We start from the raw sequence: 24,214 nt of genomic DNA, 5'->3' as shown, positions 1-24,214 counted from the left end.
GTAAGTCCTTGCTATTGGCGAAGGACGCCGTCAACGGTCAAAATCCAGCGGGTTTATGCGGGAACAGTTGTAGGATAGAGCCAGTATATTGACCTGCCTGGCACCTCAACAGGCGCAACGTTAACCCCAAGGACGTAGTAGCTTTGACCGATACCAGTGGAAACCAGCCGCAGAATCGTGACGATTCATCACGCAGGGAGCGTTCGGATCATCGTGATGCCCCGCGCGACCGGCAGCAGCGTGATCGCGGCGGTAGCTTCGGTAAACGCCCACGGCACGATCAGCCACGCGACGGAGATCGCCGTGGCAGCGGGCGAGGCCGGGATGATCAACGCGGACGCGGTAAAGGTCCGCGAAAGTGGGAGGGCCAGCCACGTCGTCGTGATGAAGATGCCGAACGCGTAGAACGTACCCCGCCTCCACATAACCCGGCCGACCTGCGTTCAGCCAACCGGCCAGACCGTGGACGTTCCCCGGAAATTGCCCCGGATGTAACAGGCCGTGAACTCGATAAGAGCGTGCAGCGCGAGCTAAGTGCCTTGGACGACCAGAATCGCCCCTGGGTGCAAAAGCATTTGGTCATGGCCGGTCGCTTAATGGAAGACGATCCCGAACTGGCGTTCGCGCACGCCCTTGCGGCGTCCCGTCGGGGTGGTCGCCTTGGCGTCGTACGTGAAGCTGCTGGCATGACAGCATATGCCGCTGGTAAGTTCTCAGAAGCTCTTCGAGAGTTTCGCACCTATCGCCGGATTTCCGGTGATAACGCACACTTACCGGAAATGGTTGACTCAGAGCGGGCACTCGGGCGGCTTGAAAAAGCACTTGAAATGGCTGCCGAAGTGCCGCGTGAAAAGCTGCCGGTCACCTCTCGCGTGGAATTGGCGATCGTTCTTGCGGGTATCCACCTTGATCAGGAAAAACCCGAGGAAGCTCTCAAGGCATTAGAGATTCCAGAGCTCAACCCTCGACGCGGCTTTTCCTATTCTCCACGCCTGTTCACCGCCTACTCCCACGCTCTTGATGCTGCCGGACGCACGACCGAAGCCCGCAAGTGGGCGAGTCTGGCGACTCGAGCTGAGCATGCCCTTGGGATGCATGTCGAACCAGAACCCGAGATTTTAGATATATCGGATGAAGACGACGAAACCGCGCCGCCGGTTCGAGCTCGCGACGTTCTCCCACCGGCACCCGCCAAAGATGAAGCACGTGCTGAAGGTGGCGAAAGTTAGCCCGTGACGACGTTTTTTAATGGCTACGACGGTCTGCTGTGTGATCTTGATGGCGTCGTGTATGCAGGGACGCAACCCATTGATCAGGCCATCACGACTCTCAATGTACTTATCGGTCAAGGTGTCCCGGTGGCGTTTGTTACCAATAATGCCTCGAAGGCTGTGACTGAGATAGCAGACCACCTCAGAGAACTTGGGGTCGCTACGAACGCTGAACACGTGATGACCTCGGCACAAGCCGTAGTTGAGATACTCACCGCGAAATACCAGTGCGATGCCGGTCCCGTCCTCGTCACTGGCTCGCCACAACTGACCCAACAGATCCGAGCCGCTGGCTTTGTAACCACCCAGCTCGCTACAGACAGACCACAGGTGGTCGTCCAGGGATTCAATCCGAAACTGGGCTGGAATGATCTTGCCCAAGCCAGTTTTGCAATTCAACAGGGTGCCGGATGGTTGGCTACGAATCTTGATCTAACGATCCCCTTGAGTCACGGGATTGCGCCTGGCAACGGCTCGTTGGTCAATACCGTAGCGCAGGCCACCGGAACACGCCCAGAAGTGGCTGCTGGTAAGCCTGCGCCGGTTATGTTTACCACTATGGCCCAGAAATTTTCGATGACCAAGCCCCTGGTGGTCGGGGATCGATTAGATACCGACGTGCTGGGTGCTGCCAATGCCGGGTATGATGCCGCGCTCGTGGAGACAGGGATCCACCGACGCCAAGATATCGGTGATCACCGCTCGGTCGTAACCCCAACCTGGTTGCTACCCGGTCTTGGCGTGTTGTTACAAGAACCCAGCGATGACCTCCGGAGTCATAATGCCTGACTTACAGAGTCTTCCAGCCGAAATCGCAGAACGCCTAGGTAGTGTGGACGAGCTCTCACCTGCCGACGAGCTAGCTACGTACGAGCGTGTCCTTGCAGAACTGACGGAACTGCTCAATGCTCCTGAAGAGCACAGGCCGGAAGGCGAATAGATGCAACGTCTCGATCAAGCACTCGTATCGCGTCAACTTGTAACGTCACGAACCGTAGCCGCTAAACACATTCAGGCCGGCGAAGTGATCGTCAATGGTCAAAAAGTGACAAAACCTGCTACCAAGGTTGTCGATCGGGATGTGATCCGACTTACCGTATCTGGGCCGCAGTATGCCTCTCGTGCGGGCCACAAGCTTGCTGGAGCATTGGACGTTTTCCACACCATCGACGTCTCCGGGGCACGTTGTCTTGATGCCGGTGCATCGACCGGCGGTTTCACTGACGTCTTGCTACAACGAGGCGCCCGAGAAGTGGTGGCTGTCGATGTCGGTCATGATCAACTAATTCAGCGGTTGCGGGTCGACCCGCGAGTCGAAGCCCATGAAGGACTCAACGTCCGATATCTGGGGTTAACAGATATCGGGCAACCCGTAGACCTGGTCGTCTCCGATCTCTCCTTTATCTCCTTGACGCTAGTCGTCGGCGCGCTAGTTTCGGTGTGTGTTCCAGGGTCTCATGTGGTGTTGATGATCAAGCCACAGTTTGAGATCGGGCGTGAGCGCCTACCGAAAACCGGTGTCGTTACCGATCCGCACCAACGGCGAGAAGCCGTGCTGGACGTGATTGTGGCTGCTTTGGCTCAAGGCTTAGTGCCTCAAGGGGTAGCAACGAGTCCACTACCAGGCCAAGATGGCAATAAAGAATTCTTCTTCTGGGCGACCTACGATGTCGCAGGAGCACATCTGCATGCCACAATTGAAGTCTCACAGTGGTTGGACGCGCAACGTGTCCAGTGGGCTGATTAATCCGTGACCCAATCTCCACAGCGCGCTTGACAGGGTAACAAAAGAAGCTAAAGCGGCTAGATTGGTGTGTTAGGCAATACGTATAAACAAAGGAGAACCATGAGCCGGCGAGTTTTGATTTTGGCTCACACGGGGCGCCAAAAGGCCATGCAATCTGCATTGCGGGCCATCGGATTGTTGCGTGCGGCCGGACTGACGCCGGTCATGTTGCCACATGATGCTGCTGTGATGCACGAAGCCATCCACAACGGTGTGTTACTGACCCACGAGGCCGGTGTCGAAGCGATTGATACCAGGTCCTCATTGCACGATGTCGAACTGGGGATGGTGTTGGGCGGTGATGGCTCCGTCCTTCGCGCAGCTGAGATGGTTCGTGAATCAAATCTGCCATTAATGGCTGTAAATCTCGGTCACGTTGGATTTCTTGCCGAAGCAGAACAAGCCGATCTGGAGCTTGCGGTCTCGGCCATTGTCAACAAGGATTATCTGGTTGAAGAGCGCATGACCATTGATGTCAAAGTCTTGGTCGGCAAACACCTCGTAGCTCATACCTGGGCCCTGAATGAGGCATCCGTGGAGAAATCCAACCGTGAGCGCATGCTTGAGGTAGTTATTGGGGTAGACAATCGTCCCATTTCGTCTTTTGGCTGTGATGGTGTAGTCATGGCTACACCAACCGGCTCGACAGCGTACGCATTTTCCGGTGGCGGGCCCATTGTGTGGCCTGAGGTCCAAGCTATGCTGATGGTGCCACTGTCCGCACATGCACTCTTTGCTCGCCCTCTGGTGGTGGCACCGGAATCCGTGATCTCGGTGGATGTCCTACAACGCAGCAACGAAAATGGTGTGTTGTGGTGCGATGGACGCCGAACCGTGGATCTGCCGTTTGGTGCACGGATTGAAGCGACACGCTCCGCTCATCCAGTCAAACTTGCTCGACTAGCTCTTACGCCGTTTTCTGAACGACTCGTGCGTAAATTTGATCTGCCTACTGAAGGCTGGCGAGGCTCGATTAGCGCATCTGACCGTGCAGCAATTGACGCACGCGAGCGTGCCCGTCGAGATCAAGATAGCTGGCATCGATCCTTAGCTGATTCACAGGGTATCCGAATCGTTGAACCACATCATGCAGCACCGCGGCCAGATATGGTCCCACCACGAACGACACCGATCCCGATTGTGACTAAGGCCGACGAAAAAGAGATTGTCGAAGTATCGAAACCACCAGCTGAGGACGAGTAGGGAGTAACGCATGCTAGAACACCTGTCGATCAACTCGTTGGGCGTCATCGAAGAAACGACGGTCGAGCTCGACCCCGGCTTCAATGTTGTCACGGGTGAAACCGGTGCCGGGAAAACGATGGTGGTCACTGCGCTGAACCTGCTGCTGGGAGCCCGTGCGGATGCCGGTGCCATTCGCGCAGGCGATACCAAAGCAACGGTTGAGGCAGGGTTCGTTCTACCCGCCGACCACGGGGCGATCAAGGCAGCTGAAGAGGCCGGTGCGATTCTCGATGAAGATAATAGCGACCGGCACCTGGTGATTACGCGTGCAATCAGCGCCTCGGGTTCCGGGACGCGCTCGCGGGCTACTGCCGGCGGGCGGGGTGTTCCGGTGGCTTTACTTTCGGAAATTGGGGAGCACGCCGTAGCGATTCATGGCCAATCTGATCAGCTCCGGTTGAAATCCACGACCGCCCAACGACACGCCCTGGACGCCTACGGAGGCAGAGGTGTTGCCAAAGCGCTGGTTGCTTATCGGAGGACCTATACCAGCTTGCAGGACACATCGATAGAACTCCAGGAACTCATGAGCCAGGCACAGGAGCGCGCTTTGGAAGCCGAAAACCTGCAGCGCAGCCTGGAGGAAATCGACAATGCCAACATTGAAGAAAACGAGGATGCAGCGATCCAGGAGCGAATCAAACGGCTAGAATCTGCCGAAGAATTCCGGGACGCAGCACGAATTGCAACCACTGCCTTATCAGGCGATGACTATAATCTCGATGCCCCCAGCGCGGAATCGCTTGTTGAAGCTGCTCGACAAGTCATTGCCCAAACTCCTGGTCAGGTGGATGAGCTCGAAGAGATCGGCAAGCGGTTGGCTTCGGTCGGTATTGAAATCGCAGATATCACCGCAGAAATCTCTCAGTTCGCCTCCAGTCTGACTGATGAGGGTCCTGCCGCCCTGAATCAAGCGCAATCCAGATTGGCAGAGCTGAACCGTCTCAAAAAGCTCTATGGACCGGACCTAGCTGATGTAGTTCGGTGGGCTGAGGAACAACGCCCTCGCTTGGATGAACTTCACGGTGATACCGAACGCATCGAATATCTGGAAGGACAGCAACACCTACTGTCTGAACGTCTTCAAGAAGAAGGGGCCGCGCTCACCACGCTTCGCCAGCAAGCTGGCAAACAACTGGGGGAGGAGGTCACCAAAGAGCTTCATGGATTGCTTATGCCCACCGCGCAGTTCTCGGTGGCAATCACTCCGGCTGAACAACCAGGACCCCATGGGCTCGATGAGATTGCGCTGCTGCTTCAACCGCACCCGGGTTCCGAGCCTCGACCACTTGGCAAAGGAGCTTCTGGTGGTGAGTTATCTCGTATCATGCTGGCTTTGGAAGTCGTGCTGGCTAACACGGATCCGGTCCCGACTTTTATTTTCGATGAGATTGATGCCGGTGTCGGCGGTGAGGCCGCCGTCCAGATTGGTCGTCGTTTAGCCCGACTGGCCAAGCACGTACAAGTCATCGTCGTGACCCACTTACCACAGGTGGCGGCATATGCCGATAGACATCTGCGCGTCAACAAAGCCCCAAATGTTGAAGCAGGATTCACGACTTCCGATGTCAGCGAACTGGTTGGCGAAGATCGGATCTCCGAATTGGCGCGCATGTTGGCGGGGCATGCTGATTCAACTTCTGCGCGCGAACATGCCAAAGAACTCTTGGAGACTTCACACTAATGGCTCATCAGGATTTGCAAGATACGGACCGGAGTGTAGCGGTCCAACACCAGGAAACGGTATTTCATGGCGCCATCTGGGATATCCAACGCGACACCTTCACGCTGTCGGGCACTGACGAAGCCCTGACGCGTGAATACATTACCCACCCTGGTGCAGTTGCTATCGTGGCCGTCGACGATCAACAGCGGATAGCGATGATCAACCAATACCGGCACCCGGTGAGACAAGACTGCTGGGAAATCCCCGCGGGGCTGTTAGACGTCCAAGGGGAAGACCCGTTAGCCGCCGCGCAGCGCGAATTGGCAGAAGAGACTGATCTGCAAGCGAGACAATGGTCGGTGTTGGTGGACCACTACCCTTCAGCAGGATCCTCAGCAGAAGCCATCCGGATATTCTTAGCCCAAGACATCGACGACGTCCTCTCAGAGCAACGTCACCAACGCGAAGCCGAAGAAGCTCATCTGATCCTGCGCTGGGTACCATTTGATCGAGCTTTGCAAGCCGTAATGACCGGGGCCGTTCGAAACGTTAACGCAATCGCCGGCATTCTGACAGCCCACCTGGTTCTGACCGGCCAACATCAGGCCCGATCGGCTCACGCACCGTTCTAATAATTATGACCGAGCACAACACCGCGAACCCGGACTCCCTACAGCACTATGTCACCGCGTACCTAAACCACCTCATGATCGAACGTGGCCTATCGGAAAACACGCTCGCCGCCTATCGTCGAGACCTACACCGGTACTTGCAATACCTGGCTCAAGAACGCGTTGGCTACGTTGCCGCTATCACACCTCATCATGTTGCCGGGTTCTTACAGGCTCTTAGCTCCGGCAGCCACAATATGGGCCAATTGGCACAAAGCTCTGTCAATCGAATATTTATCGCAGCCCGTGGTTGGCATCGGTTTCTGTTTTTGGAAAATACGACGCCAACCAACCCGGCAGCGGAAATCAAACCACCCAAAACCGGACAGCAACTTCCAGCCGGTCTCAGTATTGACGAAGTGACACGTCTACTCGACACTCCGCCGATTGATACTGCTCAAGGACTTCGTGATCGGGCCATGATGGAATTGCTCTATGCGACCGGCGCTCGCATCACCGAGGCTATCGATCTTGACGTCGATGACGTGGTTCACCTCGACGACAATGCTGACATCACTGTGGTTCGACTATTTGGTAAGGGGTCGAAAGAGCGTATCGTCCCGTTGGGTTCCTACGCGCAAGCAGCCATTGACGCATATCTGATTCGCGGCAGACCAGAGCATGCCGCAGGTGGGAAGGGATCTCCAGCGCTGTTTTTGAACCGGTTCGGAGGGCGCTTGTCACGACAGACTGGATGGAACGTTTTGAAACAAGCCGCGAAAGATGCGGAGATTACTAAGGAAATATCACCACACACCCTGCGTCATTCCTTTGCGACCCACCTGTTGCAAGGCGGAGCAGACGTTAGAGTTGTGCAAGAATTACTCGGGCATGCATCGGTGACCACCACCCAGATATACACTCAAGTCACCGCTGACACGCTCCGGGAGGTTTTCGCTTACGCACATCCTCGAGCGCATGGCTAGCCGGACCTTCAGGTTTGACGTTAAACTTTAAGGCTCGCCGTGAAAAAACCGACTAGTTCAGGAAGTTATGTGATCCAGCAATACACTAGAGTCAGAGCCCACACTCGCATTACTTACGAACACTAAGAGGATCACAACCACAACTTACGTAGCGGTCAGGAGTTTCAAGCATCGTGAACGACGCCAGCCAACAACCACAACCCGTGATGATGATCACCGGCGATCCGGTGATCGGACCTACCGGGCGGCCTAAGCACGATTTTCCCGTGCCCGAGTCACTCGAAGCGCACGGTCCTGCCCGCATCATCGCTATGGTGAACCAAAAAGGTGGTGTTGGCAAAACCACGTCCTCAGTGAACCTGGGTGCTGCACTGGCGGACTACGGCCGCAAAGTGCTCATGGTTGATTTCGACCCTCAGGGCGCGCTGTCGGCCGGCTTCGGCATGAATCCTCACGAAATGGACCTCACGATATATAACGTGCTGATGGAGCGTGGCGTGCACGTCAGCGAAGCGATCGTAAAAACCGACGATCCCAATGTTGATCTGCTCCCTGCCAACATTGACCTCTCGGCCGCCGAAGTGCAGCTGGTGAACGAAGTCGCACGTGAACAAGTTCTGGCCCGCGCCTTACGGCCCATCATCGACGATTATGACGTCATCATTATCGATTGCCAGCCATCCCTGGGCTTATTGACCGTCAACGCGTTAGCCGCGGCACACGGCGTCATTATCCCGTTAACCGCTGAGTTCTTCGCATTGCGGGCTGTCGCTCTGCTGGTTGAGACGATTGAGAAAGTGCAAGACCGGATCAACCCGGATCTTGTCATCGACGGCGTCCTTGCCACCATGGTGGATGGACGCACTCTGCACTCAAAAGAAGTCATTGGGCGTCTGGTCGAGGCCTTCGGCGACCGCGTGTTTGAAACCGTCATTAACCGGTCGATCAAGTTTGCCGATGCAACAGTCGCAGCAGAACCCATCACGACGTTTGCGCCGAATCATCCCGGTGCCAAAAACTACCAACAACTTGCACGGGAACTGATCTACCGTGGTGGCGCTCCGTGAGTCAACTAGCATCGCCAACCTTCGAAGAGGACTACACCGAAGAACATGTTGGCTTTGAACTAGCACTGACAAATTTCTCTGGACCTTTTGATCTGCTGTTATCTCTTATTGCCCGACGACGCATGGACGTCACTGAGGTCGCCCTGGCCGAAGTGACAGATGAGTTTTTAGCCTACGTGGCGACCCTTGAAACCACCGAGGAAGTTCTTGAAAACTCAACGTCATTTATGGTCGTAGCTGCGACGTTGTTAGAGCTCAAGACAGCACGGCTGCTGCCCTCCGGAATCGGGGACACCACCGAAGAGATGGCGCTTTTAGAAGAACGAGACCTGCTGTTTGCGCGTTTACTGCAATATCGGGCCTTCAAACAGGCGGCCGATCTCATCAAAGATCGCATCAGACTGCAGTCTGCAATGTTACCCCGACAGGGTGGCCCGGAACCCCAACATGCAAAGCTGCTGCCGGAGTTAGTCTTTGATCTATCTGCCCATGATTTCGCTGCTGTCGCCCAAGAATTATTCACGAGGTTTGTAACAGAACCCACCGAGGTAGGCACCCAGCACTTGCACGCGCCGGTCGTATCACTGACCGAACAGGTGGCGATCATGTCGCGCCGCATCCAAGAAGCCGGACAACTAACCTTCAGCGGTCTCACCAGTGACGCATCGAATTCTATGACGGTTGTGGTACGGTTTCTAGGATTACTTACGATGTATCGTGATCAGCTCATCACCTGGCACCAAGATGCCCCGCTGAGTGAAATTACGGTGTTTTGGCACGAGGCGCCATGACGCAGCAGCGCTACCAATCAGAGCTATTTGCTCAGCTGGAAGCCATCTTATTGATCTCGGATGAACCCGTGACCATCCAGCAACTCGTCACAGCCACCGCTGCAGATCCTACGGAGCTCCAAACCACCCTAGAGGCTATTCAGCGTGATTATGACGGGGAAGTCGACGGTAAGGTCCGAGGCTTTCAACTTCGACACGTGGCGGGAGGGTGGCGCCTTTATACCCGAGCGGAACACGCTGATGTAATTGCTACCTTTATGGTTCAGGGCGCTACACAGAAACTGAGCCAGGCTGGATTGGAGACATTGGCCGTGATCGCTTATCTGCAACCAGCCACCAGGTCACGTGTTGCACAAATCCGTGGGGTGAATTCCGATTCGGTGGTTCGGACACTGCTGACGCGAGGGCTGATCGCAGAAGGTGGGGTCGAAGAGATTACGGGTGCCGTACGCTATAGAACGACGGATTATTTTTTAGAATTGCTTGGTCTAAACTCGATAGAGGAATTGCCCAAGATTTCTCCGCTCCTTCCTGGAGTGGCTGAAGCAAGTCAACTAGCAGAAAGTCAGGAATAAATATGACATCCCGCAAGCCGAGAGGCTCCGGAGGCCGCAACCGCACACCAAAAGCTGGTCGTCGCGGTGGCCCATTCGCCGGCGCCGATTATGACCGTAACTTAGGCCCCGTAGACCGGAGTCAATACCGACGAAAGGGCAAAGGTCAGGGCAAACAATCACGCCAGCATGTCCCTGAAGGCGAGCGTTTACAAAAAGTCATCGCTGCTGCAGGCATCGCATCGCGTCGTGTGGCAGAAGACCTCATTGCCGAAGGTCGCGTCGAAGTGAACGACGAAATCGTCACAGCACTCGGCACCCGCGTGGACCCTGACAACGACGTCATATTTGTCGACGGTATCCGCGTCAATACCAAACCCGAGGCCGTCTACTATGCCTTCAACAAGCCACGGGGCGTCATTTCCACTATGTCAGATCCGAAGGGGCGCCCTTCGATTGCTGACTATGTAAATACCACCGACACCCGCCTGTTCCACGTGGGCCGACTCGATAACGAAACCGAAGGCCTGTTATTGTTAACCAATGACGGCGAACTTGCGAACCGGCTGTCCCACCCCAGTTATGAAGTACCGAAAACCTATCTGGTCCAGGTCAAAGGGCCGATGCGCAAGGGCGTTGGTGACGAACTGCGCAAAGGCATTGAGCTCGAAGACGATGGCATCGTGTCGGTTGATTCCTTCAAGGTCGTCGATTCTACCCCCGGCCATATCTTGTGCGAGGTCATCATCCACAGCGGTCAGAACCGTGTGGTCCGGCGTCTGATGAAAGCTGTTGGTTACCCAGTTCAACGCTTGGTTCGCATCGCCCATGGCCCCATTACCCTTGGAAATCAGCGTCAAGGCAGCATCCGCCAGCTCAACTCGCAAGAAGTCGGGCATCTTATGGCAACGGTAGGACTATGACGACACCGCGGTTTTCACGCACTGAAATTGTTAACACTGCTTCGTTACAGGCAGCCACCGAAACGATATCTAAACATCACACCATCCGCGAGCCCGTACTCATCGTGGGCACAGGCCTGCTGGGCACGTCAATAGGTCTGGGATTGCGTGCCGTCGGACTTCAAGTGTTGCTAACTGATCCGTCCCCGTCTGCTCAAGCAGTTGCCGAGGATATCGGCGCCGGACAGCGGCTTGCTAACGACGATCAACCCGGCACAGTGGTGGTCGCGGCACCCCCGGACGTGACGGGTTCAGAGGTGATCAACGCCCTGCGCCGCTGGCCTACCGCGGTGGTGCTCGATATTGCCTCAGTCAAAGGGGCCATTGCTCAAGAAGTCGCCGCGGCAGTTGTCTCGGGTGAACTGACAACCGAGGATGCCCAACGGTATATCGGCACCCACCCGATGGCCGGGCGGGAACGTTCAGGACCCGTCGCTGCCCGGGGTGAATTGTTTACCGCAGCACCATGGGTGCTATGCACGACCACCGAAACGCCACAAGAAGTCATCGACGTCGCCTCCGATATCGCTCGGCTCTTGGGTGCCACGATCTACCACATGAGCCCCGAGGAACACGATGCCGCCGTGGCTCAGATCAGTCACTTACCGCAAATTGCTGCCTCGCTGTTAGCTTCCCGATTGCAGGGCACATCTGGCCAAGCTCTGCAGTTGGCGGGCAATGGGCTGCGCGATACGACCCGAATCGCGGCATCCGATCCCAGCTTGTGGGTGCAGATTCTTACCGCCAATGCTGAACACATCCTGCCAGAACTTCACGGGATGAAAGCTGATCTGGACCGATTAATTCATACTTTGAGTACACCCCGTGCTCCCGGGGCCCGGCTCGACGTCGCTCAACTGATGGACGAAGGAAACCGCGGCCAAGCACGGATCCCAGGCAAACATGGGGGGCCCGCGCAGGGCTTTGCGCTGGTTACAGTGCTGGTGGACGATACTCCAGGCGCCATCGTATCGGCGCTGCAGGCTGTGGCCGATGCAGGGGTGAACGTGGAAGACTTGAGAATGGAACACTCTTCTGGTTACCAGGTCGGTATGCTGGAAATCGCCGTAGTCCCCGGTCATAAAAAGCACCTAGTTGACGCGTTGACCAAACTTGGATGGAAGGTATTGTAATGTCTACACACTCACGGCTCGTCATCGCCATAGATGGTCCTTCGGGCACCGGCAAGTCCACAGTCGCCCGTTGGGTGGCCCAAGATTTGAAACTGAGTTACCTCGACACCGGCGCCAATTACCGTGCAGCTACATTGTGGTGTATGCGAAACGGTGTAGACCTGACGCAGCCAGAGACGGTAGAGACCCAGCAAATTACCGAACTCATCACAACCATGCCATTGGCCCAAGACCTCAATCCGAATCATGTATCGGTGGCCCTGGATGGCCAAGATATAACTGAGGCCATTCGAAGCGACGAGGTCACCGCAAATGTTTCGGCTCTTTCGACTCGCCCAGAGGTACGCGAACTCCTGGTCAAATTGCAGCAACAGGCCATTGAATCACGCCCCCGCATCGTTGTAGAAGGCCGCGATATCACCACCGTGGTAGCACCAGATGCCGATGCCCGCATCTTATTGACCGCCTCACCGGAAGTACGCATGGCGCGTCGTCGCCAACAATTGCGTGAAACGGATCAAGACCCAACCAACGTTGAAGCCGATGTGTTGATCCGTGACCAAAAAGATTCCACACTGGTGGATTTCACGACCCCGTCGGAGGGTGTTGCTGAAATTGACTCCACGAATCTTTCCCTTGAAGACACCGTGACCGTCGTCCTGGCTGAAGTCCAACGCCAAGTCAACGCCAAACAATCCTAAGAAAGCGTCATGACAGAAGAAGAATACATCCCATCTAGTGCGGACACGGTCGATGAAAACCTCGCACAGATGACCGATGAAGAGCACCAAGCCCGCACCGAAGCCTATCTGGCCGGTCTGCAACAGTACCAGCTCGATGAAGAAGACGCCCAGATCCTTGAAAGCTTCGAAGAACACGAAAGCTTCGAAGAGCTTGATTTCGTACCACCCGTGGTGGCTGTCGTCGGACGACCCAATGTTGGGAAGTCCACGCTGGTCAACCGCATTATTGGGCGACGTCAAGCCGTTGTAGAAGACGTTCCAGGCGTCACGCGCGACCGAGTGTTTTACGAAGCCGAATGGAATGGTCGCCCCTTTACGGTCGCCGATACCGGGGGCTGGGAATACGGTGTCAAGGGCCTAGCCGGCAAAGTGGCCGAGCAAGCTGAACGTGCCGTTCAACGTGCCGATGCGGTGTTGTTTGTAGTCGACGCAACCGTAGGAATTACTGCCACGGACGAAGCAATTGTCACCATGCTCCGCAAAGCGAATAAACCGATCATTTTGGTCGCTAACAAAGTGGACGGGCAATCACACGAAGCTGACGCCGCGATGCTATGGGGTCTAGGGTTTGGTTACCCCTGGCCCGTATCGGCTCTCCACGGGCGCGGTACCGCCGACCTGCTGGATGCCTTATTGGAAGAACTCCCCGAAGAATCGGCCTATAAGGATGTGCTCACGTCGCAGGGGCCGCGTCGCGTAGCGTTGGTGGGTCGACCAAACGTTGGCAAGTCGTCACTGCTGAATAGTCTGGCAGGCAGCGCCCGCGCAGTTGTTGACGATACTGCTGGCACGACCCGCGATCCAGTCGATGAGCTCGTTGAACTTGACGGCGACATCTGGGAATTCATTGACACCGCAGGTATCCGACGGCGACAACATATGGCCTCAGGATCAGATTACTATGCATCACTGCGCACGCGTTCTGCACTGGAACGAGCAGAGGTCGCGGTGGTCTTATTAGAAGCGTCCCAACCGTTGAGCGAACAAGACGTTCGCATCATTCAGATCGTGCTGGATACCGGACGTGCATTGGTCTTGGCGTTCAATAAATGGGACCTCATCGATGAGGACCGCCGCCTTGATCTGGAACGAGAAATTGATCTGGATCTGCAACACGTCTCGTGGGCACCACGCATTAATATTTCAGCCAAAACCGGCTGGCACAAAAACCGGCTCGTGCCGGCCCTCGACACGGCGCTGGAATCCTGGGAAACACGCATCCCCACTGGAAAGTTGAATTCCTTTATTGGTGAGCTGGTGGCAGCTCATCCACACCCGGTGCGAGGTGGAAAACAACCGAGAATTTTGTTCGCGACACAGTCATCGACCCGTCCACCGAAATTCGTGTTATTCACCACCGGTTTCCTTGATCCCGGATACCGACGTTTCATTACCAACCGTTTACGGCAGTACTTCGGGTTTGAAGGTACGCCAATTGAACTCACGATGCGTGTACGTGAACGTCGGAAACGATAGGTGAAGATGTCGCAGACTACATGCTAAATAGCGCTCGAGTCTGCGGCATCACCGACCGCCCGCCAAGTCCTTGAAGTTCCAGCACGACGCCGATGCCCGTCACCTCAGCTCCAACGGCAGCTACTAAATCAGCACCAGCTTTCAGCGAACCTCCGGTCGCCAAAATGTCATCAATGAGCAAGACCCGCATCCCGGGTTTAAGATCCGGTGATACCTCGAGTTGATCTTCCCCGTACTCTTTGGCATAAGTGAGCCGATAAGCGGGTTTTGGGAGTTTGCCGGCCTTTCGTAGGGGGATCATGCCGGTCTTGGCTAGCGCCGCGACAGCACCGGCGAAGATGAATCCGCGAGCTTCGATTCCTGCCACGACATCAAAGCTCACGGGCATCTGAGCTAACAACTCCTGGGCAGTGGCGTGCATTGCTCGGCCATCTGCTAACAGGGGCGTGATGTCTCGAAACGCAACTCCAGGTCGAGGATAGTCCTGAATCGTTCTGATCAGAGAGCGCGCGTAAACGATATCGTCTGCATGAGACGGAAAAACAGTCATACTGTCGATTCTAGAACTACGCGCAGAAATCAACGGCATCCATTGAAATACACAAATTCGGAGTTTCTTTAGACATGGTGTAGAGTAACCCGAGTATCCAGGCGCTGAAATAATCAGTGCCAGATCGGGCTGTGGCGCAGCTTGGTAGCGCACATCTCTGGGGGAGATGGGGTCGCAGGTTCAAATCCTGTCAGCCCGACGAGATCATCCTTGGTTTATTCTTAAACCAAGGATGTTTTAGTCTTGTCAGCAGGCCTAACGGCGCACGCCTGACGGAGATTCAGCATGATGAGGCCGTAAAGGTTCAAGGAGGTCTGAGGTTTTACGGGGGGCATAGCGTGCCGAAAAGCCCAGATGACAGGCTCAGTTTCCCCAAGCCTCCCTAACTTTAACCGGTGTATTAGCTGAATCGATCGGCTAAACTGAGGTTGGCCAGGGTGGCATGCGAGACCGTGCCGCCAGCTATAGATGTGTACAACAAGGAGCGTTCAAGCATGACAAAAGATAACCCCGTTCCTGGTAACTCAGAGGATCACTCTGAGGTTGAACCAACAACCGTTGGGTTGCCCAAGCTTGAACCGTTAAGAAATCTGCCGCTCGACGTCGCGGAACGCTCGGCTGTAGAAGCCTTGCCGGTAGGGTCCGCACTGCTGGTTGCCCATGAAGGCCCAAACCGTGGAGCTCGCTTCCTGCTGGATCAAGACAAAGTAACTGTTGGACGCCATCCTGATGCTGACATCTTCTTAGACGATGTGACCGTTTCGCGTCAGCATGCGGTCTTTGAAAGGGACGGCGAGGGTTTCCGCGTCGTAGATACCGGATCGCTCAACGGTACATATATTAATAATGACCGCGTCGATTCCCTGCTGCTCCGGACCGGCATGGAGCTGCAGATCGGAAAATTCCGCTTGTCTTACTATGCAGGAACTCAGCAACCCAATAAGTAGCCGTCAAATGCTCGAGTCGCCGGTGTGATGCCGGCGACGAGTTGTATCTGGTCCTACGTTGTTGAAAAGGTTTCAAGATATTGGCCGCTTCCCCCAAACCACGAAGAGCTTCGTCCGCGACTTCAACCCGTTCCCATGGGTTGATGAGTATCGGCGAAGTATTAGAGCACATAAACTCGGAGTTCCCGGAAGTCCGGGCTTCGAAAGTGCGCTTCTTAGAGGAACGCGGATTAATTACTCCAGCACGTACGGCGGCCGGATACCGTAAATACACGCAGGCCGATGTTGACCGACTCCGGTTTATCCTGGCATTGCAGCGTGACCAGTTTCTGCCGCTGAAAGTTATCAAGGACTATCTCGATGCTATCGATGCTGGTAAGCGGCCAGAGTCGCTGCCCGGCGGCCTGCGTCTTGAACCCCGGTCGGTATCTCAACAACTTGCCCAAGAAATCAGTGGCCATAACCGGCCGATGACGCGCGCAGAGCTCCAAGGGATGTGTGGCGCCTCTGATGAGCTGATGAAAACCCTTGAAGCCTATCGTCTGATCTGGCCGGATGAGACTGGTCGATATAATGATTACAGCCTTAAAGTCGCTCGTGCAGCGGCAACCCTGGCAGAATTCGGCTTTGAGCCGCGACACCTGCGGCCATTTCGTATTGCGGCCGACCGTGAGCTAGGAATGGTTCAACAAGCCACTTCAGGGCTGGGACAACATGACGGCGGTGTTTCGAAAGAGCGGGCCTTAGAAGCCGCTCGAGAAATCACTCAAGCATGCTTGAGCTTGCATGCAGGGGTCGTGAGTGCTGAAATTGCAGATATGGACGACTAGCCGCAGCTAGCGTTGGTCACCACAACGAAAAGGAGCTTCACCATGGCCGACATTGTACTGAAGGTCCTTGAAATCAGGATTGTTTTGCCTGGTAACCAGCCGATCCTACTGCTCTTGCACCAACAAAGTCAGCGGTTGCTCCGTTTATGGATTGGCCCTTCCGAAGGGACGGCCATCGGTCTAGCACAGCAAGGCATTGACACGCCTCGCCCAACTACTCATCAATTGCTCGTAGATGCTCTCCGGCAAGCAGGTGATCCCCTCCAAGCCGTACGTATTTCCAAAGTCGATGAAGAAGTTTTCTATGCCGAACTCATGCTTACTTCCGGCACCACGGTGGACTCTCGGGCATCGGACGCGGTGGCCGCAGCGCTATTTGCTGATGTGCCGGTATATGCAACCGACACTGTCTTAGACACAGCGGGAATCGATCTGACCGAAGGCGATATCGCAGCGGAGCTCAATATCGAACAGCCGGAGATCGCACCCGAAATTACGGAAGAAAGTGTGGACGAATTCCGCGAGTTTCTTAAAGATCTCAATCCGGAAGACTTTCTTGCTCCAGAGGAAACTACCAGAGAAGGCCAGGCCGAGCCCCCAGTGGACAATGACGATGACGGGGAACCTGGGGATAACACTGGGGACGACGCAGCGGACACAGAAAAATAGTCCCGACACGACTAACATTTTCCTCTTTGGTCTTTGACCAGGGCTGATTCTCAGAATAGCGTGGGACACTATACGTTCCATTGCACAATGTGAGAGCATTAACGAATAATCGCAGATCATGTCGGTCTACGTGATGTTCTTACGAAAACTTCCCCCGCGTGGAACAGAACAGCAGGAGGAAACCCTAGTGTCTCACCAGAGTGATTCAGGGCATCGCCAGAGTCTTGACGCTGGCAACCAGGGTGTGTTGTTTAACGACGATGCGCCATGGCTAGATAATGATCGCGGTTACCGCGGTCCGACCGCGTCCAAAGCAGCTGGTATCACGTATCGCCAGTTAGATTACTGGGCGCGCACCGGCTTAGTTGTTCCATCGCTCCGTGGCGCTGAAGGTTCTGGAACCCAGCGACTGTATTCGTTCCGCGACGTGCTGGTGCTGAAAGTTGTTAAACGCCTCCTCGACACTGGGGTTTCGCTGCAACAAATCCGTATAGCAGTCGAACATCTGCGCGACCGTGGTGTCGGCGATCTTGCGCAGATCACTTTGATGTCGGATGGGGCCTCTGTGTATGAGTGCACTTCAGCTGACGAAGTTATCGATCTTGTTCAAGGAGGTCAAGGGGTCTATGGCATCGCTGTTGGGCGCGTGTGGCGTGAAGTTGAGTGCACACTCGCAGAGCTGCCTGCCGAACGTCTGGCGGATGGTCACACTGACCCTGATTTTCCCGGCGATGAACTCGCTGTCCGTCGGGCCACACGACGAAAAACCGCCTCCTAGCGGCTTATAAACGCGATAGCAATTCCAAACACAAACCCGGTTATGTATACATAACCGGGTTTTCTGGTTCTGAGATAGCGCTTCGAAAAATCGCCGAAAAACTACGCCTGAAGAGCCCTACGCGACGGGACTTTCGGTTGATGAAGTTCCTGAAGTAACTGGTCAAACGTGCGCGCAGCTGTTGAAGCGGTGTCACCGGGCCAAGCATGCACGGGCCATGCGGCTCCTTGGATCTGTTGCCAATTCGAGGTCTCAGGTATCTGGACGTCTAACATCCTTTTGCCGAACATGCGACGCATCTCTGCCAGTCGATACTTATGCTCGGTCGAGGCCGCTCGAACGCGGTTCACTACGACAGCGGTATTTTCAAGCTTTGGCGCGTATTCCCGCTGGAACAGGTCTAAGGCCCGGAAGGTGCGTTCTGTACCTGCAACGGAGAACAAGCTAGGTTCTGCCACGAGGAGCACATCAGTCGATGCCGCCCACGCCATCCGCGTGACACCGTTGAGCGCGGGAGGACAGTCGATCAGCACCAAGTCATAGCCTTGAGTGTTACCTAGCAACGTGACAAGGCGGTTAATCTCGCGGCGCCGGGTTGTCACTTTCTCAAATAACGACGTTTGAGCTGAACCCCGGATAACATCGAGCACTCCTGTCGCTGCGCCAGACGGCTGATTGGTTTCCATCCACCCGGAGGTTACGGCATGCTCATGCAAGCGAAACTGTTTGGGCTTACGTAACATCGTGCCGATTTCGGTACTTGCATCATCGTGTTTGATGCCTAAACCGGTGGTCGTATCAGCGTGCGGGTCAAGATCGATAATTAGGGTCGAGATGCCAGCTGCCCAAGCCGCAGATGCCAAACCAAGGGTTATGGAAGTTTTGCCAACGCCGCCCTTGAGGCTGGAAATAGAGATAACCTGCACTACGATTGCACCTTATTTTGTGAAATAGACATTTTGGTCGCTACCACATTCTAGCAAGCCACGCGAGAACTTCTGGGACTGGCTCTTCTCGGTACATATTGTTTGCAATGAGCAAGAACGTGGGTAGTATCACGTATGTTCAATGTATACAGGACCGGTATCTTTGAACCTACCTGAGCGCCTGTCCTTACGCATGACAGCACCAACACACCATGGAGGAACCTTGGCTGAAACTCAAGATCACTCGGCCCACACGAACGGTGGTGACCCAATGTTCAAAAAGGTATTGGTCGCTAACCGTGGCGAGATCGCTGTGCGCGCCTTCCGCGCATGTCACGAACTCAACGCTAAGACTGTCGCTGTCTTTCCGTACGAAGATCGCAACTCTATCCACCGGCAAAAAGCCGATGAAGCCTATCGGATCGGTGAAGAAGGCCATCCCGTTCGGGCCTATCTCGATGTTGACAGTATTATCAAAGTCGCATTGGAATCGGGTGCAGACGCCATTTATCCGGGCTACGGATTTTTAGCTGAGAATGCCGAGCTATCTCGAAAAGCCAAAGAAAACGGTCTGACTTTCGTTGGTCCACCCGCCGAGGTTTTGGAACAAACGGGAAATAAGGTCGCCTCACTACGCGCAGCCGAGCGTGCTGGTGTGCCGACCTTGAAGTCAACAGAACCCTCCCCAGACGCCGAAGAGCTTATTGCTCAAGCCGATACCATCGGTTTCCCGCTGTTCGTTAAAGCGGTGGCTGGCGGCGGTGGCCGCGGCATGCGCCGAGTCGAGACCGCCAAAGAACTCCCAGATGCGCTCAAAAGCGCTATGCACGAAGCCGAAACCGCATTCGGGGATCCCACAGCATTTCTAGAACAAGCGGTCTTGCGCCCACGCCATATCGAAGTGCAGATCCTTGCGGATAATTACGGCAACGTCGTCCACCTTTTTGAACGTGACTGTTCGATGCAGCGTCGTCACCAGAAAGTCATCGAAATTGCACCGGCTCCAAACATCGACGATGAACTGCGCCAGCGCCTCTACAACGATGCGATTAAATTCGCCAAAGCGATGAACTACCAAAACGCTGGGACCGTAGAATTCCTGGTCGATACCGAAGGCGAACGCGCCGGGCAGCACGTGTTCATTGAGATGAACCCGCGTATCCAGGTGGAGCACACCATTACCGAAGAGATCACTGATGTCGACCTGGTTGCTTCACAGCTCCGCATTGCTGCTGGCGCTTCTCTGGAGGACCTCGGTATTCGTCAAGAAGACCTTAAGATCCGGGGCGCTGCAATCCAGTGTCGTATCACCACCGAAGATCCAGCGAATGACTTCCGGCCCGACACGGGTAAAATTACGGCTTACCGCTCTGCCGGTGGTTCGGGCATCCGCCTCGACGGCGGGACCATTTACACAGGCGCAGAGATCTCACCGCACTTTGACTCGATGCTGGTCAAGATGTCGGCGCGTGGTCGCGACTTCCAAACCGCCATTCGCCGAGCACGCCGCGCCCTAGCTGAGTTCCGCGTCCGTGGGGTGGCAACCAATATCCCGTTTTTGATGAATGTCTTTGACAATCAACAATTCATTGACGGGGATGTCGCCACCGACTTTATTGATAAAAATCCCTACCTCACGCAGGTCAACCGGTCCAAAGACCGCGGTTCTCGGGCGCTGTCATATCTCGCCGACGTGACGGTCAATCAGCCCTACGGCCCACGCATCGAAGGCATGGATCCTCGGCGGAAACTGCCTCACTTTCCAGGCGATAAGTCTGATGAACCGGATCGCAGCCCGTTTGATGGTCCTTCACAAGAAACCCCACCGAGCGGGTGGCGAGAAGTCCTGGTCGACAAAGGACCCGAGGGCTTTGCGCAAGCACTACGGAATCACGACGGCCTAGCAGTCACTGATACGACCTTCCGGGACGCTCACCAGTCTTTGTTAGCTACTCGAATTCGCACTCGCGACATGCTGGCCGCAGCACCGGCGGTTTCCCATTTGCTGCCTCAGCTATTGTCGGCGGAGGTTTGGGGTGGGGCGACTTACGACGTCGCATTGCGTTTCTTATCCGAAGATCCCTGGGACCGGTTGGCTCGCCTGCGCGAAGAAATGCCGAACATCCCACTGCAGATGCTGCTGCGTGGGCGCAACACGGTAGGCTACACTCCATACCCACAGCGTGTCACCGAAGCATTCGTTGAAGAAGCAGCCCAAACAGGGGTTGATATTTTCCGGATCTTCGATGCACTCAACGACGTCAGCCAGATCATCCCGGCTATTACCGCAGTGCGGGAAAACACCTCATCGGTGGCCGAAGCGGCACTGTGCTACACCGGCAACCTCTTGGACCCGAACGAGAAGCTCTACACGCTGGACTACTACCTAAACCTGGCCGAGCGCATGGTCGGTGCTGGGGCACACATTTTGGCGATTAAGGACATGGCTGGGCTCTTGCGACCGGCAGCGGCAAGCAAGCTGGTCACGGCTTTGCGTCAGAACTTTGACCTGCCCGTTCATCTGCACACGCACGACACTGCGGGTGGCCAGCTGGCAACACTAATAGCAGCATCTGAGGCCGGTGTCGATGCCGTCGACACCGCAGTTGCTGCATTGGCAGGTACCACCTCGCAGGTCTCCATGTCTGCTCTGGTTGCAGCGACCGATAACACTGAGCGTGAGACAGGGCTCAGCCTAGAACATGTTGCCGGACTAGAACCCTACTGGGAGGCAGTGCGTGAAATCTACGCGCCGTTCGAGTCGGGACTACCATCTCCCACGGGCCGTGTCTACGCCCATGAGATTCCGGGCGGCCAGCTTTCGAACCTGCGTCAACAGGCCATCGCCTTGGGCTTAGGGGAGCGGTTCGAATCGATCGAAAACATGTATGCCGCAGCGAACGATATCCTTGGCGACATCGTCAAAGTCACACCGTCATCGAAAGTCGTCGGTGACCTTGCCCTGGCGCTGGTCTCGGCGGATGCCGACCCAGCCGATTTCGAAGAAAATCCACGCAATTATGATATTCCCGATTCGGTCATTGCGTTCTTATCCGGACAGTTAGGGGATCCTCCCGGCGGCTGGCCAGAACCATTCCGCACCAAAGCCCTGGAGGGCCGCGACAGCGCGGGTATCGAAGTTGAAGATATCTCGAAAGAAGACGAGGCGAAACTGGCCGAAGCGGGTGAAACCCGTCGTCGTACGCTCAACCGATTGCTCTTTCCCGGACCCACGAGCGAATACGAAGAGCACGTGCGGCTTTACGGTGATACCTCCGTCTTGCACACCCGCGACTTCCTCTACGGCATGGTTGAGGGCCAGGAGCATGTTATTTCGCTGGGTAAAGGCGTGCGTCTGCTGACGACGTTGCAGGCAGTGTCTGAAGCAGACGAAAAAGGTATGCGCACCGTGATGGTTACCCTCAATGGCCAACAGCGACAGGTCGAGGTCCGTGACCGGTCCGTGAAATCCAACGTGCATGAAGCCGAAAAAGCCGATACATCGAATACCGGCCACGTCCCGGCACCGTTTTCTGGAACCGTCACAGTCATCGTCGACGAAGGCGCGACCGTGGAGGTCGGAGACACCATTGCCACGATCGAGGCCATGAAGATGGAAGCCGGTATCACCGCCCCCGTCGCCGGAACGGTGTCTCGTGTCGTCCTGAAGAACCCAACGCCGGTGGAAGGAAACGACCTCATTTTAGTTGTCGACCCCGCATGACGCTAGGTTGAACCAGGAAGTCAGTACCGGATTCGGAACCACTACACTAATGGCATGAGCATCGAACAATACGATCTGGCCATTATTGGTTCCGGATCCGGAAATTCTGTTATCACCCCGTATTGGGATAATAAAAAAATCGTCATCATCGACTCCGGTGTGTTTGGCGGGACCTGCTTGAATGTGGGGTGTATTCCCACGAAAATGTTTGCCTATCCGGCGCAACTCACTGCGACAGCCCGTGACGCAAGACGCCTCGGCGTCGACTTGACCGTCGATGCGACAAATTGGCCAGAAATTCGCGACCGAATCTTCAACCGCATCGATGCCATTTCAGAAGCCGGAAAGCACTACCGCGACGTACAGCTGGACCACACGACGCTGATTACCGAAGAAGTCCACTTCACCGGCCCCAAGCAGCTGACAACCTCCAGCGGACGAGTGCTGGAAGCCGACCACATCGTGGTCGCAGCCGGCTCTCGGCCGAGCCTGCCTGACGTCCCAGGGATCAACCTTCCAGGGGTACACACCTCAGACACTGTAATGCGACTTAAAGTCCTCCCAAAACGTATCATTATCGTCGGTGGCAAATACATCGGATCCGAATTCGCAGCGGTGTTTTCAGGACTGGGTTCCGAGGTTATTCACATCAACCGCTCTGGTCAGCTCTTGTCGGACCATGACAACACCATCTCCGATGAGTTCACCCGGGTCGCCAAGGAATCCTGGCAGGTTGCCCTCAACCGTACCCTGCACTCAATTGAACGCCACGACGGTAGGCTGCGAGTCAATCTCAGCGCTACCGGACATGATAATGACGAGGTCGTGGATTATTTCATCGGCGACGTCGTGCTTCTGGCCACCGGACGTGTCCCAAATACCGATCGGCTCAACCTTCGTGCAGCAGAAATCGACGTGGACGACGGTTTTATTGCACGTGATGAATATTTACGTGTCCTATCAGATGGCACACCGCTTGATGGCGTCTGGGCACTTGGTGACATCGCGAACCCGCAGATGCTCAAGCACGTGGCGAACCATGAACAACGTCTCGTGTCGCACAACATGGAAAACCCGGAGCAGATGAAACCCGATACGCTGGCGACCATCCCAGCGGGAGTTTTCACCCGCCCGCAAATCGCGAGTGCGGGACTTACCGAAGACCAGGCGCGGAACGAGTATGGGGCGGATGCGATCACCGTGAAAGTACAGTCTTATGGTGATACCGCATACGGTTGGGCGATGGAAGATGTCGACGGGTTCGTGAAAGTCGTCGCAGAAAAGGCTACCGGTCATATCTTGGGGGCCCACATTATGGGTCAGGAAGCAACGAACCTGATTCAACCCCTGTTGACCGCGATGTCATTCGAGATCACCGCACATCAGCTGGCCCGTGGGCAGTACTGGATCCACCCCGCAATGGCTGAAGTGGTAGAAAACGCGTTATTAGGGCTGGACGTCCCGGATTCGGGTCATCTCTAAACTGAGCATAAACAACA

At 55.5% G+C, this 24,214-nt stretch carries 23 protein-coding genes and 1 tRNA gene; 22 read left to right on the top strand and 2 right to left on the bottom strand.

All coding sequences use genetic code 11. The annotated features are described in order from the left end of the window. Positions 1–143: 143 nt before the first annotated feature. The 15 genes from FB556_RS07605 (at position 144) to der (ending at position 14,291) form a co-directional block, all read left to right on the top strand. Positions 144–1,229: a tetratricopeptide repeat protein gene (locus FB556_RS07605; protein WP_141866335.1), complete on the top strand. Its 1,086-nt coding sequence runs from the start codon at positions 144–146 to the stop codon at positions 1,227–1,229. 3 nt (positions 1,230–1,232) lie between these two features. Further along, positions 1,233–2,060, top strand: a complete 828-nt coding sequence (locus tag FB556_RS07600; RefSeq protein ID WP_141866333.1) for an HAD-IIA family hydrolase — start codon at positions 1,233–1,235, stop codon at positions 2,058–2,060. Then, the gene (locus FB556_RS13415) at positions 2,053–2,211 is read left to right on the top strand and encodes a hypothetical protein (RefSeq protein WP_170200408.1); all 159 of its coding nucleotides are present in this window, start codon (positions 2,053–2,055) and stop codon (positions 2,209–2,211) included. Before FB556_RS07600 ends, FB556_RS13415 begins: the two co-directional genes overlap by 8 nt. Then, positions 2,212–3,018: a TlyA family RNA methyltransferase gene (locus tag FB556_RS07595; RefSeq protein WP_141866332.1), complete on the top strand. Its 807-nt coding sequence runs from the start codon at positions 2,212–2,214 to the stop codon at positions 3,016–3,018. It begins immediately after the preceding gene. A 99-nt stretch (positions 3,019–3,117) separates the two neighbouring features. Beyond that, positions 3,118–4,260, top strand: coding sequence for an NAD kinase (locus FB556_RS07590; RefSeq protein ID WP_141866330.1), 1,143 nt, complete (start codon positions 3,118–3,120; stop codon positions 4,258–4,260). Between the two features lie 10 nt (positions 4,261–4,270). Next, positions 4,271–5,986 (top strand): DNA repair protein RecN, encoded by a 1,716-nt coding sequence (recN, locus tag FB556_RS07585; RefSeq protein ID WP_141866328.1) that lies wholly within the window; start codon positions 4,271–4,273, stop codon positions 5,984–5,986. Beyond that, positions 5,986–6,600: an NUDIX domain-containing protein gene (locus FB556_RS07580; protein WP_141866326.1), complete on the top strand. Its 615-nt coding sequence runs from the start codon at positions 5,986–5,988 to the stop codon at positions 6,598–6,600. The genes recN and FB556_RS07580 overlap by 1 nt, the downstream gene beginning before the upstream one ends. A 5-nt stretch (positions 6,601–6,605) precedes the next feature. Then, positions 6,606–7,565, top strand: coding sequence for a site-specific tyrosine recombinase XerD (gene xerD / locus FB556_RS07575; protein WP_141866324.1), 960 nt, complete (start codon positions 6,606–6,608; stop codon positions 7,563–7,565). A gap of 206 nt (positions 7,566–7,771) precedes the next feature. Next, entirely contained in the window at positions 7,772–8,632 is an 861-nt protein-coding gene (locus FB556_RS07570; RefSeq protein ID WP_141866586.1) for a ParA family protein, read from the top strand. Beyond that, the gene (locus tag FB556_RS07565) at positions 8,629–9,423 is read left to right on the top strand and encodes a segregation and condensation protein A (RefSeq protein ID WP_141866322.1); all 795 of its coding nucleotides are present in this window, start codon (positions 8,629–8,631) and stop codon (positions 9,421–9,423) included. The genes FB556_RS07570 and FB556_RS07565 overlap by 4 nt, the downstream gene beginning before the upstream one ends. Further along, entirely contained in the window at positions 9,420–9,998 is a 579-nt protein-coding gene (scpB, locus tag FB556_RS07560) for an SMC-Scp complex subunit ScpB (RefSeq protein ID WP_141866320.1), read from the top strand. The genes FB556_RS07565 and scpB overlap by 4 nt, the downstream gene beginning before the upstream one ends. Before the next feature lie 2 nt (positions 9,999–10,000). Then, positions 10,001–10,900, top strand: coding sequence for a pseudouridine synthase (locus FB556_RS07555; protein ID WP_141866318.1), 900 nt, complete (start codon positions 10,001–10,003; stop codon positions 10,898–10,900). Then, positions 10,897–12,072, top strand: a complete 1,176-nt coding sequence (locus tag FB556_RS07550; protein WP_141866317.1) for a prephenate dehydrogenase — start codon at positions 10,897–10,899, stop codon at positions 12,070–12,072. The genes FB556_RS07555 and FB556_RS07550 overlap by 4 nt, the downstream gene beginning before the upstream one ends. Continuing rightward, the gene (gene cmk / locus FB556_RS07545) at positions 12,072–12,773 is read left to right on the top strand and encodes a (d)CMP kinase (RefSeq protein ID WP_141866315.1); all 702 of its coding nucleotides are present in this window, start codon (positions 12,072–12,074) and stop codon (positions 12,771–12,773) included. The genes FB556_RS07550 and cmk overlap by 1 nt, the downstream gene beginning before the upstream one ends. A gap of 9 nt (positions 12,774–12,782) precedes the next feature. Then, on the top strand, positions 12,783–14,291 hold the full coding sequence (gene der / locus FB556_RS07540) for a ribosome biogenesis GTPase Der (RefSeq protein WP_141866313.1): 1,509 nt from the start codon (positions 12,783–12,785) through the stop codon (positions 14,289–14,291). Between the two features lie 16 nt (positions 14,292–14,307). On the opposite strand, the gene FB556_RS07535 is transcribed toward der, so the two are convergent. After that, complete coding sequence (locus tag FB556_RS07535; protein WP_141866311.1) at positions 14,308–14,841, bottom strand: adenine phosphoribosyltransferase; 534 nt, start codon at positions 14,839–14,841, stop codon at positions 14,308–14,310. A gap of 125 nt (positions 14,842–14,966) precedes the next feature. On the opposite strand from FB556_RS07535, the gene FB556_RS07530 reads away from it, so the two are divergent. From FB556_RS07530 to FB556_RS07510, 5 genes are all read left to right on the top strand, one after another. Then, positions 14,967–15,040 (top strand) — tRNA-Pro (locus FB556_RS07530). Positions 15,041–15,335: 295 nt separating this feature from the next. Further along, entirely contained in the window at positions 15,336–15,788 is a 453-nt protein-coding gene (locus tag FB556_RS07525; RefSeq protein WP_141866309.1) for an FHA domain-containing protein, read from the top strand. Positions 15,789–15,931: 143 nt separating this feature from the next. After that, positions 15,932–16,618 carry a transcriptional regulator FtsR gene (gene ftsR / locus FB556_RS07520; protein WP_141866307.1) on the top strand — a complete coding sequence of 229 codons (687 nt, stop codon included), beginning with the start codon at positions 15,932–15,934 and terminating at the stop codon, positions 16,616–16,618. Positions 16,619–16,660: 42 nt separating this feature from the next. After that, positions 16,661–17,287, top strand: coding sequence for a bifunctional nuclease family protein (locus FB556_RS07515; protein ID WP_141866305.1), 627 nt, complete (start codon positions 16,661–16,663; stop codon positions 17,285–17,287). 187 nt (positions 17,288–17,474) lie between these two features. Next, complete coding sequence (locus FB556_RS07510) at positions 17,475–18,065, top strand: MerR family transcriptional regulator (protein WP_281280476.1); 591 nt, start codon at positions 17,475–17,477, stop codon at positions 18,063–18,065. Positions 18,066–18,166: 101 nt separating this feature from the next. Here FB556_RS07510 and FB556_RS07505 read toward each other — a convergent pair whose 3' ends face one another. Next, the gene (locus tag FB556_RS07505; RefSeq protein WP_141866303.1) at positions 18,167–18,991 is read right to left on the bottom strand and encodes a ParA family protein; all 825 of its coding nucleotides are present in this window, start codon (positions 18,989–18,991) and stop codon (positions 18,167–18,169) included. A 271-nt stretch (positions 18,992–19,262) separates the two neighbouring features. Here FB556_RS07505 and FB556_RS07500 point away from each other — a divergent pair, with 271 nt between their 5' ends. Continuing rightward, the gene (locus tag FB556_RS07500) at positions 19,263–22,715 is read left to right on the top strand and encodes a pyruvate carboxylase (RefSeq protein WP_141866583.1); all 3,453 of its coding nucleotides are present in this window, start codon (positions 19,263–19,265) and stop codon (positions 22,713–22,715) included. Positions 22,716–22,769: 54 nt separating this feature from the next. Further along, positions 22,770–24,197 (top strand): mycothione reductase, encoded by a 1,428-nt coding sequence (locus tag FB556_RS07495; protein ID WP_141866300.1) that lies wholly within the window; start codon positions 22,770–22,772, stop codon positions 24,195–24,197. Positions 24,198–24,214 lie beyond the last annotated feature (17 nt).

This window comes from Enteractinococcus coprophilus (assembly GCF_006716305.1).
Lineage (GTDB): Bacteria > Actinomycetota > Actinomycetes > Actinomycetales > Micrococcaceae > Yaniella > Yaniella coprophila.
Note: the sequence above shows the minus strand (reverse complement) of the source record. Positions and strands in the feature narration are given on the sequence as shown.